The organism is Acinetobacter populi, from assembly GCF_002174125.1.
In the GTDB taxonomy this organism is placed as follows: domain Bacteria; phylum Pseudomonadota; class Gammaproteobacteria; order Pseudomonadales; family Moraxellaceae; genus Acinetobacter; species Acinetobacter populi.
This window is the reverse complement of sequence record NZ_NEXX01000001.1, coordinates 320,680-335,042: the sequence shown is the minus strand read 5'-3', so window position 1 is coordinate 335,042 and position 14,363 is coordinate 320,680. Positions and strand designations below refer to the sequence as shown.

General features: G+C 41.3%; 11 protein-coding genes and 1 riboswitch. Of the genes, 3 read left to right on the top strand and 8 right to left on the bottom strand.

What is annotated here, in order from left to right; all coding sequences use genetic code 11:
- Nucleotides 1-103 precede the first annotated feature (103 nt).
- The 7 genes from purD to CAP51_RS17400 form a co-directional block, all read right to left on the bottom strand.
- Nucleotides 104-1,390 carry a phosphoribosylamine--glycine ligase gene (gene purD / locus CAP51_RS01480; RefSeq protein ID WP_087618962.1) on the bottom strand — a complete coding sequence of 429 codons (1,287 nt, stop codon included), beginning with the start codon at nucleotides 1,388-1,390 and terminating at the stop codon, nucleotides 104-106.
- A 92-nt stretch (nucleotides 1,391-1,482) separates the two neighbouring features.
- Entirely contained in the window at nucleotides 1,483-3,057 is a 1,575-nt protein-coding gene (gene purH, locus CAP51_RS01475; RefSeq protein WP_087618961.1) for a bifunctional phosphoribosylaminoimidazolecarboxamide formyltransferase/IMP cyclohydrolase, read from the bottom strand.
- 86 nt (nucleotides 3,058-3,143) lie between these two features.
- Complete coding sequence (gene fis / locus CAP51_RS01470; protein ID WP_087618960.1) at nucleotides 3,144-3,413, bottom strand: DNA-binding transcriptional regulator Fis; 270 nt, start codon at nucleotides 3,411-3,413, stop codon at nucleotides 3,144-3,146.
- Nucleotides 3,414-3,826: 413 nt separating this feature from the next.
- Nucleotides 3,827-4,360 carry a zinc-ribbon domain-containing protein gene (locus CAP51_RS01465; RefSeq protein ID WP_087618959.1) on the bottom strand — a complete coding sequence of 178 codons (534 nt, stop codon included), beginning with the start codon at nucleotides 4,358-4,360 and terminating at the stop codon, nucleotides 3,827-3,829.
- A 35-nt stretch (nucleotides 4,361-4,395) separates the two neighbouring features.
- Nucleotides 4,396-5,292: a 50S ribosomal protein L11 methyltransferase gene (gene prmA, locus CAP51_RS01460; protein ID WP_087618958.1), complete on the bottom strand. Its 897-nt coding sequence runs from the start codon at nucleotides 5,290-5,292 to the stop codon at nucleotides 4,396-4,398.
- Nucleotides 5,293-5,461: 169 nt separating this feature from the next.
- Nucleotides 5,462-6,004, bottom strand: a complete 543-nt coding sequence (locus CAP51_RS01455) for a hypothetical protein (RefSeq protein WP_140404389.1) — start codon at nucleotides 6,002-6,004, stop codon at nucleotides 5,462-5,464.
- A 313-nt stretch (nucleotides 6,005-6,317) separates the two neighbouring features.
- Nucleotides 6,318-6,719, bottom strand: a complete 402-nt coding sequence (locus CAP51_RS17400) for a hypothetical protein (RefSeq protein WP_213062667.1) — start codon at nucleotides 6,717-6,719, stop codon at nucleotides 6,318-6,320.
- 369 nt (nucleotides 6,720-7,088) lie between these two features.
- Here CAP51_RS17400 and mnmG point away from each other — a divergent pair, with 369 nt between their 5' ends.
- Together mnmG and clpB are read left to right on the top strand one after the other, a co-directional pair.
- On the top strand, nucleotides 7,089-8,969 hold the full coding sequence (mnmG, locus tag CAP51_RS01445) for a tRNA uridine-5-carboxymethylaminomethyl(34) synthesis enzyme MnmG (protein WP_087618956.1): 1,881 nt from the start codon (nucleotides 7,089-7,091) through the stop codon (nucleotides 8,967-8,969).
- Between the two features lie 327 nt (nucleotides 8,970-9,296).
- Nucleotides 9,297-11,876, top strand: coding sequence for an ATP-dependent chaperone ClpB (clpB, locus tag CAP51_RS01440; RefSeq protein WP_087618955.1), 2,580 nt, complete (start codon nucleotides 9,297-9,299; stop codon nucleotides 11,874-11,876).
- 109 nt (nucleotides 11,877-11,985) lie between these two features.
- Here clpB and CAP51_RS01435 read toward each other — a convergent pair whose 3' ends face one another.
- The gene (locus tag CAP51_RS01435; RefSeq protein WP_087618954.1) at nucleotides 11,986-12,534 is read right to left on the bottom strand and encodes a 1-acyl-sn-glycerol-3-phosphate acyltransferase; all 549 of its coding nucleotides are present in this window, start codon (nucleotides 12,532-12,534) and stop codon (nucleotides 11,986-11,988) included.
- A 149-nt stretch (nucleotides 12,535-12,683) separates the two neighbouring features.
- Nucleotides 12,684-12,768: riboswitch (glycine riboswitch) on the top strand.
- 156 nt (nucleotides 12,769-12,924) lie between these two features.
- Here CAP51_RS01435 and CAP51_RS01430 point away from each other — a divergent pair.
- Complete coding sequence (locus CAP51_RS01430) at nucleotides 12,925-14,160, top strand: D-amino acid dehydrogenase (protein WP_087618953.1); 1,236 nt, start codon at nucleotides 12,925-12,927, stop codon at nucleotides 14,158-14,160.
- Nucleotides 14,161-14,363: the final 203 nt, after the last annotated feature.

Below are 14,363 nucleotides of genomic sequence, written 5' to 3'. Positions count from 1 at the left end.
AAAGCACCTTATGTCTTTGCATGATGTCTTGACATGAGGTGCTTGAGAGGGCTTCAAATGTGTTGAGGCAACATAGATATTGTCTCAACACACGATTTAGATATTAAGCATTTTTCTCACGGGCAATGGCACGATAGCCAATATCACTACGGTATTGCATACCAGTAAATGTGACCTGACTACATACTTCAAGTGCATTGATTTGTGCTTCAAGTACAGTATTACCCAGTGCAGTGACACACAGTACCCGACCACCTGCGGTGATGACTTGACCTTCAGCATTCAAGGCTGTACCTGCATGGAAAATTTTTGTTCCTTCTGGTGATTGGCCCAAACCGGAAATCACATCGCCTTTGCGTACAGTTTCTGGATAGCCTTCGGCAGCAAGCACGATGCCAATCGATTTACGTTCGTCCCATTTGGCTTCTTTGGGTAAATTACCTTCTACACCAGCAAGCACCAGATCAACCAGTGAAGATTGTAAGCGCATCATGATCGGTTGTGTTTCGGGATCACCAAAACGGCAATTAAATTCGATTACACGTGGTTGACCTTCGGCATCAATCATCAGCCCGGCATAGAGAAAGCCCTTGTAACGATGACCGTCATTTGCCATACCGTTGACTGTTGGACGCATAACTTGTTGCATCACCCGTTCAAAGACTTCATCTGTCACGACTGGTGCTGGGGAATATGCACCCATACCACCAGTATTGGGTCCCTGATCACCTTCAAAAATACGTTTATGATCCTGCGATGTTGCCATTGGTAAAATATTTTCACCATCAATCATACAGATAAAGCTGGCTTCTTCACCTTCTAGGAATTGCTCAATCACCACCCGGCTACCGGCATCACCAAATTTGTTGCCTGCCAGCATGTCATCAATGGCAGCAAAGGCTTCTTCATTGCTCATGGCAACGATAACACCTTTACCCGCAGCTAGACCATCTGCCTTGATTACGATGGGCGCACCGTGTTTTTCGACATAGGCTTTTGCTGGTGCAACTTCGGTAAATACTTCATAAAATGCAGTCGGAATATTATGTTTTTTTAGGAAATCCTTGGCAAAGGCTTTGGAACCTTCCAGTTGTGCTGCGTATTGGGTTGGTCCCCAGATTTTAATATCGGCAGCTTCTACTGCATCAACTACACCATTGACCAGTGGTGCTTCTGGACCAACAATAATCAGATCGACCTGATGCTGCTGGGCAAAACGGATGATGGCAGGATTATCCAGAATATCCAGCGCAACATTTTCACACTTTGCTTCGGTGGCTGTACCTGCATTGCCAGGTGCGACAAATATTTTTGTGACTTTTTCATCCTGAGCGATTTTCCACGCCAGCGCATGCTCACGCCCGCCACTACCCAATACGAGAATATTCATCGAGTCTATTTCCCTTTAATAAGTTTAAAATATATCTATTATAGATAAAAAAGTCCCTCTTGATATGAAAGAGGGACTTTATAAAAGATTAATTAGTGGCGGAAATGACGCATACCGGTAAATACCATGGCAATGCCATGTTCATTTGCAGCTGCAATGGTTTCTTCATCACGCATTGAACCACCCGGTTGAATGATACATTTAATGCCTGCTTTTGCTGCATTATCAATACCGTCACGGAATGGGAAAAATGCATCGGATGCCATGACTGCACCTTCAACTACCAGTCCGGCATGTTCGGCTTTGATTGCTGCAATACGGGCAGAGTTAACGCGGCTCATCTGACCTGCACCGACACCAATGGTTTGACGGTTTTTCGCATAAACAATGGCATTGGATTTAACATATTTTGCAACTTTCCATGCAAAAATAAGGTCATCAATTTCCTGTTCTGTGGGCGCGAGTTCGGTCACGACTTTAAGATCCGCGGCAGTAATCATACCCAAATCCTGATCTTGAACCAGTAATCCACCATTGACACGTTTGAAGTCAAGTTGTGCAGCACGTTCATCAATTTTTGGTAATTCACCACACACCAGTACACGAACATTTTTCTTGGCACCAGTGATTTCAAGTACACCTTCAGCAATGCTTGGTGCAATGATTACTTCAACAAATTGGCGATCAACGATTGCTTGTGCAGTGGCTACGTCAAGTTCGCGGTTAAATGCAATAATGCCGCCAAATGCAGATTCTGGATCAGTTGCATAAGCGAGGTCATAGGCAGTTTGAATGCCGTCTAGAGAAACCGCAACACCACAAGGATTCGCATGTTTCACGATAACACATGCTGGTTTGGCAAAGGATTTTACGCATTCTAAGGCTGCATCGGTATCAGCAATGTTGTTATAAGACAGCTCTTTACCTTGTAACTGTTTTGCGGTTGATACAGAGGCTTCTTTGGCAGCAGCATCAACATAGAATGCAGCCGCTTGATGTGGATTTTCACCGTAACGTAAATCTTGTGCCTTATTGAGTTGTAAATTAAAGGTACGGGCAAATTTATCTGCTTCACCTTCTGCTTTACCTACGCGTGCGCCAAGATATTGGGCAATCATGCCATCATATTGTGCCGTATGTTCAAATGCTTTTACTGCCAGATCAAAACGGGTTGCATATGACAATGAACCTTCAGCTTTTAGTTCTGCAATCACTGCATCATAGTCGCTGGCATTGACAATAATCCCGACAGAAGCATGGTTTTTGGCCGCAGCACGTACCATGGTTGGACCACCAATGTCGATATTTTCAATCGCATCGGCAAGTGAGCAATTTGGTTTTGCCACAGTTGCAGCAAATGGATAAAGATTGACAATGACAAGATCAATCGGATCAATCTGATGTTCCTGCATGACGGCTTCATCCAAACCGCGACGTGCCAGAATACCACCGTGAATTTTAGGGTGCAGGGTTTTTACCCGTCCGTCCATCATTTCGGGGAAACCGGTATGTTCAGATACCTCTATTACAGGTACTTGATTATCTTTAAGTAATTTATAAGTACCGCCAGTAGAAAGGATTTCGATATTCAGACTGGCCAATTCTTTGGCAAATTCAACAATACCGGTTTTATCAGAAACAGAAATTAAAGCACGAGAAACTGTCATAGCAATCAGATTTTTAGAAAGTGAATTAAATAGTTAAATAGAAACAAGATATAAAAATGCCCGCAGGGCAGCAGGCATTTTATCATTTATTCAGCCATAAGTCCGTGGGCTTTTAACTTTTTACGTAAAGTGCCGCGGTTAAGTCCTAATATTTCAGCAGCGCGGGTTTGGTTACCACGTGTGTATTCAAGGACGACTGATAATAATGGTTTCTCCATTTCGGCCAAAACCATATCGTACACTTGAGAAGGCTGTTCACCTTGCAATTGAGCGAAATAGTGGCGAACTGCGCGATCAACGTGGATACGTAATGCGACGTCTGATTGTGCAGTAAAAATAGGAGACTTGCTATTCATGCTATAAATCCGAAATTGAACCACTAGATCGATAGTGGCATGTTAATAAGTTAAGCGATCAAAACGATAGAGTTTTTTTAGATCGTAAAAAAAATCTATCTTAATTTACTAACGAAGCTTCACTGTATACTTTTTGTTCTTATTACAGATTGTTCAAAAAGTATTCCAATATGAATGTCACACAAAAAAACGACTAGGCCAGCGTAAACTAGCTAAGAAGTAGGTTGCGTGATATCAAATTACCAGAACAGTAAAGGAGACGAGTGAAACTTCAATGGCGCTATAATATCATTATCTGAAAAAAAGTGAGTAAATAAAGTTCATTTTTTCTTAATTTTTTTGCTGTATTTTTAGGCGACTTCAATGTATAGTGCAGCACTTTTTTGTTTCTTGTTATGCGTGTTAATCTGCATTTATTGATGAAAAAAGATGATCTGATACAAAAGCAGACTAATTAAGAACACATGAATTACACCCCAACCTAAATAGTACAGCACACTTTTTTTCTTCGGTTTTGCTGTAACAAACGTCGATTTTTGCTTTTCGGCAATTTTGACGGCATCAATATCTTGCTCTTCTTTAATTGAATGGATTGGACTAAGCGTATCCAGATAATTCAAATAGGTATACAGATTTAACTGGGAACCATCGACACTTTGCGACATTAGTTGGTTGACATGCCGAATAAACGGATTATCACTACGCTGATTTAGCGCCGTATATTTAAGCTGATCGCCGGCAGTATTGTGCTGGTGAGCAATCAGCATTTCGGTAATATAACTGCTAATAGAGGGTGGGCTGTATTCCGGGTCCTCGATGAAACAACTATAGGCATCAAAAATATGATGACAGTGCGCGCATCTCACCATGCCCTGAGTAATATTTAATTCCATCAGGGAGAGTTGATAAACAGTCTGACAACTCGGACATTGACTCAGATAGCGCACGATCAGCTTCCATCCATAGGGTTGATGCCGGAAAGTTATGCCTTACGATGACCTGACAGACGGCACCAATTTTCTTCACGCATTTGTTGTCCTGTCATTTCAAAATACGGTGCATAGGCCTGTTTCACGTCTTCAATTTGTTCCTCAATCAAACCTGCCAATGCAATTTGGCTTTCAGCACGAGTAAGGTGATAAAAGGTTTCTACCAGAGACATTAACGGTTTTGCCAGGATATTTGCAACCAGTACATCCGCAGGCCCCTGATAATGCTGTTCAAACTCTTCCGGTAAGGCAACATATAAGCGATCTGCAACACCATTTAATTCCGCATTTTGCTTGGTTGCCAGAACTGCTTGAGGGTCGATATCGGTTGCATAAACATATTTGGCACCCAGCAATAACGCTGCAACACCTAAAATTCCCGAACCACAACCATAGTCCACCACAATTTTATCTTTAAGGTCTATTCCGGCAAGCCATTGTAAGCACAGGAATGTACTGGCGTGATTTCCGGTTCCAAAAGCCAAACCGGGATCAAGTTTAATATTGGTCACATCGGGATTAGGCGCTTCGAGCCATTCAGGGACAATCCATAAATTCTCGGCTACTTGGATAGGCTCGTAATAATCCATCCAGGCACGTTCCCATGCCTGTTCTTCAATAGTTTCGGTTTTGATTGTGGTGTTCGGTATTTGCGCATCAATAAATGATACCAGCGCTTTTTCATCAATGGGTTCTTGTTCTGTTTGTTGGAAGATACCAGTCACAATGACTTTATCCCAAAGTGGGGTTTCACCGGGTAAAGGTTCAAGTAAAGCCTGATCTTCTGCATCATCCAAGGTGACGCTGACTGCGCCTAATGACATGAATAAGGTTTCGGTAAAGTCGACTTGTGGTTGATCAACAGTGATATGAATTTGTAACCAGTTCATCCAGATAGCTCGGAAATTTATAAATTTGCCTAATTGTAGCGGATAATTGATGCAGAAATATATAAAAACCACCAAGCATATGTTTACAAAGCAGCATCAGATCAAAAAATATAAATAGGAAGGGGCTGAATCGATATATCACGCTGAATGTGATATATCGAGAAGGGGATTATTCGGTAATGATTGGACGATCAATTGCGCTGATATCTGCCGGATTTTCTTGTTCGGGAATGGTTTCACCTTCAACGGGAACGTCTTGCTCCAAAACATCCTGATTTTTTTCATCCAGTACAGGTGTATCAATATTGATACTATCGCTACTTTCAGACGTACTGGTCAGAACAGATAGTGTATTTTCTGTGGTCAATTCGGACTGAGCAACTGGTTGCGGTGCCTGATAGGCCAGCACACATTTTCCGCGTACATCCTGTGAACCATATGTCATTGTGGTATGATTGCCAAGTTCACAAGACTGATTACTGAATCCAGCATAGACATCTAGATCTCGGCTGTGTTCAGGAATAAATGTTGGTTGGCATGTGCCATTAAAAATTACACCTTGATTATTCCATGTGACAGCATCATTTTGGTTTTTTCCTTTGCAGACACGTTCTTGTGTTTGTAAGGTTTTTAATGAGATTTCACTTTCCGCAAACGCCATGCCTGAGAAGCATATTGCGACTATAGAACACAGCAACACATTTTTTTTCATTTAGTTTCCCCTAATAGGTTGCTCACCAGAGAGCAACGTGGCGATGTTATCGTTCAAAAGTTAAAATTTGATGTAAATAAATCAGACATTAAAAATAAATTTTTTTTAGTTTATATTATTGTATTTAAATAATAATTAATGAATATTTCCTGAGTATTGCCAACAATAATGATAAGAATTTTTAGATTTAGTCTGCTTGTGCGATGCTTTGTTGATCACAGGGACTAATTTATTGATCAAGGTGCCAAAGATCGCGGCAAAAATATAGCACCCGTAGGTGCCATATTCATTTAATATGCTAGAAGTTAATCTTTTATTGAACTTCTACTGGTAATTGTTGATCACCCAGTCCTTCTTGAGCTTGTGGTGCATCATCGCTTATATCAGGGATCTGCGGTGCGTTGGCTGGTAGATCTGCGGTTGAGGGTGCATCTAATGCTGGTGCAGCTGCATTTTGTTCTTGAATACCTGCACCTTCACTGCCTGTTGGAACTGGTGGTTGGAACTGCAATTTGCCTTCTGCATTTTGCTGACAGGTTCCATTAAACGTTACGCCTTTATAAGCATAAGAAACCAGATCACCAGCTGTTTTTTTATTACAGACCTGAATCTGTTTTTGTACTTCAGCTTTGCTTAATTCATCAGTCGCGGCCAGTGCCATGCCGGAGTAACATAATGCAGAAAGACAGGCTGCTTTTAATATCATACTTTTCATTGGTATATCCTCTTTAAGTGCTAAGTTTCATTGCAACTTGATACTTTCCAAGTATAGAAGTCAGAGATAAATAGTGAATTTGATTTGTATATTAGTCCTGCTACAAAGTGTCAAAGATTGTGGATGAAATGTGAAGATTCATGGATTTTTTGGCATTTTATTTTAATTCAGTGATATAGGTTTAAATAGAAGCAAATTTGCGGTCAGATCAAATCATCTTGTGTACATTTTAACTGGATATAATTTTTAGGTTTTATACCGTTTTAATGGTATCGCAAGGGTTATAGCCAAATAATTTTGTAAAATATCCATCAATTTTGGCATAATTTTGCTACAATAATCAGTCATTTTTTTAAGTGTTTTATAACCATGCATTATCCTAAAGTTTATGATGTCATTGTGATTGGTGGCGGTCATGCAGGTACCGAAGCCGCTTTAGCAGCAGCACGTATGGGGCGACAGACCCTGTTGCTGACACATAATATTGAAACTTTAGGCCAGATGAGTTGTAACCCTGCCATTGGCGGTATTGGGAAATCACATCTGGTGCGTGAAATCGATGCGCTTGGTGGTGCAATGGCGCTGGCCGCTGATAAAGGCGGCATTCAATTTCGTATTTTGAATTCACGTAAAGGGGCAGCAGTACGTGCCACCCGTGCACAGGCAGATCGGATACGTTATAAAGCCGCGATTCGTTATACGCTGGAAAATCAACAAAATCTGGATATTTTCCAACAAGCTGCCGATGATTTGATTGTGGAAGGTGATACCGTCAAAGGTGTGATCACCCAAATGGGAATCCGGTTTGATTGTAAAACCGTAGTGCTGACCACAGGGACTTTTCTGGGTGGCGTCATCCATATTGGTTTGAAAAATTCCAGTGGTGGACGTGCTGGTGATCCACCTTCTATCGCATTGGCGCATCGTTTACGTGAATTAAAACTTCCGGTGGGACGTTTAAAAACTGGTACGCCACCTCGTATCGATGCACGCTCAGTCGATTTTTCCGTAATGACACCGCAACCGGGCGATTTCCCATCACCGGTAATGTCATTTATGGGGGATGTGTCGATGCATCCTGAGCAGATTAATTGTTATATCACCCATACCAATGAGCGCACTCATGAGATTATTCGTGGTGGATTGGATCGTTCACCAATGTACACTGGTGTAATCGAGGGTGTTGGACCACGTTATTGTCCTTCTATTGAAGATAAAATTCATCGCTTTGCAGATAAAGACTCGCATCAGGTGTTTCTGGAACCGGAAGGTTTGGATACTCACGAACTTTATCCAAACGGAATTTCGACCTCTTTACCTTTTGATGTACAGTTTGAGTTGGTTCGTTCGATTCGTGGTATGGAAAATGCGCATATTTTGCGTCCCGGTTATGCGATCGAATATGACTATTTTAATCCGCAAGCGCTAAAATATACGCTGGAAACCAAAGCCATTTCAAATCTGTATTTTGCCGGTCAAATCAATGGTACAACAGGTTATGAAGAAGCCGGTGCACAAGGTCTGTTGGCTGGTTTAAATGCTGCACGCCGTGCTTGGGAGCAAGAGGAATGGACACCAAAACGTGATCAGGCCTATATGGGCGTTCTAGTGGACGATTTGATCACGCTGGGAACCAAAGAACCGTATCGTATGTTTACCTCACGTGCCGAATATCGCTTGATGTTACGTGAAGACAATGCCGATCAACGCTTAACACCAGCAGGGCGTGAACTGGGTCTGGTTGATGATGTACGCTGGGCAGCATATTGTGAAAAAATGGAGGCAGTAGAGCGTGAAACCTCTCGTTTACAACATTTATGGGCAGCACCCAACAATCCAATGGGTAAAAAATTCATTGATATGACCGGTGCCGACTTGTCCAAAGAATGTAGTGCCATTGATTTGTTAAAGCGTCCAAATATTAATTTTGCCCAGATCGCCGAACTAACAGATTCGCAGGTATCGGAATTTGTAGGTGAGCAAATTGAAATTGCGGTGAAATACCAAGGCTATATCAATCGTCAGCATGAAGATGTGGCACAGATGAAACGTCTGGAAGAGACTAAAATTCCAGCCGATTTTGATTATGATATCGTGTCTGGGCTTTCTCGTGAAATCACGCAAAAGTTAAAAACTGTTTTACCTGAAACCTTGGCACAGGCCAGTCGTATTCCGGGTGTAACGCCGGCAGCAGTGCAATTGGTGATGATTACCATCCGGAAAAATGCACAGATTAAAAAATCTGCCTAAAAGATAAAACCGAATAAAGCTGAAAAAAGCGGTCAGAAATATGGCCGCTTTTTTTATGTTTAAACAAGCTGTGAAGATTTCGCGGGTTCGGTGAATTTAAAAAAATAAGGGGCGATGTAACTCTTTATAAAAAAAGTAACATAATGGGCTTGAAAAATGTGTGTAAACAACCCATTATTAAACTGACAAATCTCATGCTTTTATTTTTCTAAGTTAATGAAAAATATTAAAAAATATATTTAAAAAGCTTTGAAAAAAACCTTGAAAAATAAAGTATGCCCCCAATTTATTTAAACACGTGAAAATTTATGATGAGGATAATAACAAATGCGTTTTGAAAAATTTACAGATCGTTTGCAACAAACATTATCAGACGCCCAGTCTCTGGCCACTGGTAAAGATCATACTGCGATTGCAGGCATCCATATCTTATCGAGCTTGCTGGAAGAACCTGCCAATCAAAGTTTATTGCAACAGGCAGGTGCCAACCTGAACCTGCTGAAAGATAAACTGGCGCAGGCAATTAAAGATGCACCGACCATTAGTAATCCTACGGGCGATGTCAATTTAAATCCGGAAGCAGTAAAAGCCTTAAATCTTGCTGATAGCTATGCACAAAAAGCAGGTGATGAGTTTTTATCGACAGACTGGGTACTTTTGGCACTGGCAGAACAGGGTGAAACCAGCAAAATTATCAGTGCCAGTGGTGCAGATGCAAAAAAATTACGTACTGTGATTGAAAAAATTAGAGGAACAGAAAAAGTGACCACCAGCAACCATGAAGAAAATCGTGATGCTTTGGGTAAATATACCATTGATTTAACAGATCGTGCTTTGGCGGGCAAACTTGACCCTGTGATTGGTCGTGATGATGAAATTCGTCGGACTATTCAGGTGTTATCTCGTCGGACCAAAAATAATCCGGTGTTAATCGGTGAACCCGGTGTTGGTAAAACTGCGATTGTAGAAGGATTGGCACAGCGTATTGTTAATAATGAAGTCCCAGAAAGTCTAAAAGGTAAACGCGTACTTTCGCTGGATTTGGGTTCACTACTGGCCGGTGCAAAATATCGGGGTGAATTTGAAGAACGTCTAAAAGCAGTATTGAAAGATTTGGCAAAACAAGACGGACAGGTGATTTTGTTTATTGACGAATTGCATACACTTGTTGGCGCAGGAAAATCCGAAGGTGCTATGGATGCCGGTAATATGCTGAAACCTGCACTTGCGCGTGGTGAATTACGTTGTGTTGGTGCAACCACACTGGATGAGTATCGTCAGTTTATTGAAAAAGACCCTGCATTGGAACGTCGTTTCCAGAAAGTGCTGGTTGATGAACCGAGTGTAGAAGATACCATTGCAATTTTACGTGGTCTCAAAGAAAAATATGCCACTCATCATGGTGTGCAAATTCTGGACTCTGCGATTATTGCTGCGGCAAAAATGTCACATCGTTATATTACAGATCGTCAATTGCCAGATAAAGCGATTGACCTGATTGATGAGGCAGCTTCCAGAATTAAAATGGAGCTAGATTCCAAACCTGAAGCTTTAGACAAACTTGATCGTCGGTTGATTCAACTGAAAATGCAGCTTGAAGCTGTGAAAAAAGATGAAGATGCTGGTGCTAAAGGTGAAGTTAAACATCTTGAAGCGCAGATTGCCGAGAAAGAGAAAGAATATAGCGAACTTGAAGAAGTCTGGCGTAAAGAAAAAGCCTTGGTCGAAGGCACTAAAGATGCACAGGTCAAACTGGATCAGGCGCGTATTGCTTTTGAAAAGGCTCAACGTGAGGGTGATTTGGCCGAAGCTGCCCGTTTGCAATATGGCGTGATTCCGGAATTGCAAAAACAGCTGGATCAGGATGAAGTTGCCGAAGAAAACGAAGCACCAAAATTGCTGCGTAATAAAGTGACTGATAATGAAATTGCTGAAGTAGTCAGTGCTGCAACTGGGATTCCAGTGGCGAAAATGCTTCAGGGCGAACGTGAAAAATTATTGCATATGGAAGAATTTTTACACAATCGCGTAGTAGGACAGGATGAAGCTGTGGTCGCAGTATCCAATGCCGTGCGTCGTTCTCGTGCTGGATTGTCGGATCCTAACCGTCCAAGTGGTTCATTCCTGTTCCTTGGACCTACAGGGGTGGGTAAAACAGAACTGACCAAAGCTTTGGCCAATTTCCTGTTTGACAGTGATGATGCCATGATTCGTATCGATATGAGCGAATTTATGGAAAAACACAGTGTCAGCCGTTTGGTTGGAGCGCCTCCGGGTTATGTCGGTTATGAAGAAGGTGGTGTATTAACTGAAGCTGTGCGTCGTAAACCTTATAGTGTGATTTTGTTTGATGAGGTGGAAAAAGCGCATCCGGATGTATTTAATATCCTCTTGCAGGTACTGGACGATGGTCGTTTAACTGACTCGCAAGGTCGTGTAGTCGATTTTAAAAATACCGTAATTGTGATGACGTCCAATCTGGGTTCACAAGATGTGCGTGAATTGGGTGAGAATGCCAGCAATGAAGAAGTGCATGCGGTGGTGATGGCTGCGATTGGTCAGCATTTCCGTCCGGAATTTATCAACCGGATTGATGAAGTGGTGGTATTCCAAAGCCTGAAAAAATCTCAAATGCGTGGTATTGCCGATATTCAACTGGATCGTTTACGTGACCGTCTGGGTGAACGTGAAATCAGATTACGTGTTGAAGATGATGCGCTGGATCAACTGATCGAGATTGGTTACGATCCTGTGTTTGGTGCCCGTCCGTTGAAACGCGCCATTCAGCAAGAGATTGAAAATCCATTGGCACAACAAATCCTGTCAGGTGAGTTTAGTGCAGGAGATACCATTGTGGTGTCTAAAGATGGTGAACATTTAGCGTTTAATAAATTAAAATTAAGCTAAATTGATGTGAAAATAAAAGCCCTTTCAAGTGATTGAAGGGGCTTTTATGTTTATCGTCACTAAAAAATTCAGTCAATGATGTCAGTCATCCGTGCTGTCTTAGTAAAGTTTATTCGGGAATTTTGATATCAATTCCTAGTTCTGCATATTTTTCTTTAATCAGTTTTAAGTCTTCTTGTAAATCGGTTGGGTAGATTTTGGCAAAAATACCACCGGATTTTGTCGGTGCATGGGCATACATTAAAATAATCGGTACATTGGCGGCTTTGGCAATATGCCAGAAACCGGTTCGAATTGGCTTGCGGTCCGTACTATTTTTGGCACGGGTTGCTTCCGGTGCAATCACCAATGAAAATTTATCATGTGTGTTAAATTCCTTTACCATTTGCCCGACAATATCACCTTTGTTGTGCCGATCCACAGGAATACCACCAACTGCTTTTAAAAGTGGTTTGAGCGGCCCTTTGAATAATTCTTTTTTGATCAAGGTATAAATCTTGATATCCAGAATCGCAAAAATTGCTAGGGAGAGTACCGCATCCATATTTGAGGTATGTTCAAAGCCGATGATCACTTGTTTATTTTCCAGTAACGAGGGATCTGCCTGATAGGTCCAGCCTGCCAATTTAAAAACACCTTCGCCCAGAAGCTTTTTCATGAAAATATCTCGAGTAACCAGAAATGATGCGAAAGCATGCCTGAAATTTTTTAAAAAGCAATGAGAGAAAAGTTCAAAATTTTATAAAGCATTTTCTGGCATGATTCATGCTTTAAAAATATATCATCAGTTGATTTAAGTTAACTGAATACATCATTGCGGGAGAGTGTTTAAGTACACGCCGAAGGAGCAACCGCCTCGGAAACTCTCAGGCCACAGGACTGTAATGATGAAAAACAATCTGGAGAGTAGCGCAGGGTGATCAATCCACTCTGGCTCACCGAAGGGGAAGGTATGTAGGCTGAAATACGGTCTATATACCAAAACTCTCAGGTACAAATGACAGATGGGGCAAACCACAACAAATCAACATTTGTACGGAGTTTGCTCATGTCTCATATTCTTATTATTGGTGCGGGAATTACTGGTGTCACGTCGGCCTATATGCTAGCAAAGCTTGGTCATCAAGTGACGGTGCTGGAAAAACATTTATGTCCGGCGATGGAAACCTCATTTGCCAATGGTGGTCAATTATCGGCATGTAATGCCGAGGTCTGGAATCAAATCAGCACCATTAAAAAAGGCTTAAAATGGATTGCAAAATCCGATGCACCGTTATTGCTCAATCCTTCCTTTAGTGTGCATAAATATTCGTGGTTATACGAATTTGTATCTAATATTCAGCATTATCAGGAAAATACTATCGAAACGGTAAAACTGGCACTAGATGCACGTTATCGTTTATTTGATATTGCCGAACAGGAAAATATCGACTTTGATTTGGAAAAGCGTGGCATTTTGCATATTTTCCACGACGATCATGATTATGCAGTTGCCAATCAAGTCAATCAATTATTACTCAAGGGAGGTTTAGAGCGTTTTGCGGTAACACCTGATGAAATGATTAATATTGAACCTTCGTTAAAAGGCGAATATGTCGGTGGGTTCTATACACCTGATGATGCAACAGGAGATATTTTTAAATTCACCAATGGATTGGCAAAAGCCTGTGAAAAATACGGTGTGAATTTTCAGTTTGGAGTTGAAGTGACAGACATCAAATTGTCTGAGAAAAATGTTGAGTTAAAGCTTGTGCCGAGTGAGGAAAATGTACACCATTTTCAGCCACAGCATCTGCAAGCTGATGTACTATTGGTATGTGGTGGTGTGAGTAGTTATCAACTGGCGCATCAACTGGGAGATCGAGTGAACATTTATCCAGTGAAAGGCTATTCAATCACAGTTCATCTGGAAGCAGAACAATTCAAAGCCAATGCGCCATGGGTGAGTTTACTGGACGAGCGGGCAAAAATTGTCAGCAGTCGTTTGGGAGAAAATCGTTTACGGGTTGCCGGCACAGCAGAATTTAATGGCTATAATCGTGATATTCGTGCCGATCGAATTTCACCTTTATTACAATGGACGCGTGAGAACTTTGATCTCGATGCCTGTAATGCTGTACCGTGGTCAGGCTTACGCCCTATGACACCAAATATGATGCCTAAAGTGGAGCAGGGCAAACATTCCCGGGTGTTTTATAATACTGGTCATGGTCATTTGGGCTGGACTTTATCTGCCGCCACCGCAGAAATCATTAGTCATAAGATCCATCAAGCCTACGCATGATTCTTTTGGAGTCATTATAATCATCGGTATCTAAAATCATTAGCGAAGTTATCTTATGGATAAGGGAACTTCGCTAGAGATTAAAAAATAATGTGTAAATTATTGTATGTTTGTAAGTTTGTCTAACGATAAGAATGGAATATATTTAAATAATATATAAATATCAATAAATTATATTTTGACTGAATTGTATTTGGCAAAAA

Bases quoted from the DNA above. Each gene is read 5' to 3' on its own strand.
- purH (WP_087618961.1), bottom strand. From the start codon at position 3,057: ATGACAGTTTCTCGTGCTTTAATTTCTGTTTCTGATAAAACCGGTATT.
- CAP51_RS17400 (WP_213062667.1), bottom strand. From the start codon at position 6,719: ATGAAAAGTATGATATTAAAAGCAGCCTGTCTTTCTGCATTATGTTAC.
- CAP51_RS01430 (WP_087618953.1), top strand. From the start codon at position 12,925: ATGTCTCATATTCTTATTATTGGTGCGGGAATTACTGGTGTCACGTCG.
- CAP51_RS01455 (WP_140404389.1), bottom strand. From the start codon at position 6,004: ATGAAAAAAAATGTGTTGCTGTGTTCTATAGTCGCAATATGCTTCTCA.
- mnmG (WP_087618956.1), top strand. From the start codon at position 7,089: ATGCATTATCCTAAAGTTTATGATGTCATTGTGATTGGTGGCGGTCAT.
- CAP51_RS01435 (WP_087618954.1), bottom strand. From the start codon at position 12,534: ATGAAAAAGCTTCTGGGCGAAGGTGTTTTTAAATTGGCAGGCTGGACC.
- fis (WP_087618960.1), bottom strand. From the start codon at position 3,413: ATGAATAGCAAGTCTCCTATTTTTACTGCACAATCAGACGTCGCATTA.
- purD (WP_087618962.1), bottom strand. From the start codon at position 1,390: ATGAATATTCTCGTATTGGGTAGTGGCGGGCGTGAGCATGCGCTGGCG.
- prmA (WP_087618958.1), bottom strand. From the start codon at position 5,292: ATGAACTGGTTACAAATTCATATCACTGTTGATCAACCACAAGTCGAC.
- clpB (WP_087618955.1), top strand. From the start codon at position 9,297: ATGCGTTTTGAAAAATTTACAGATCGTTTGCAACAAACATTATCAGAC.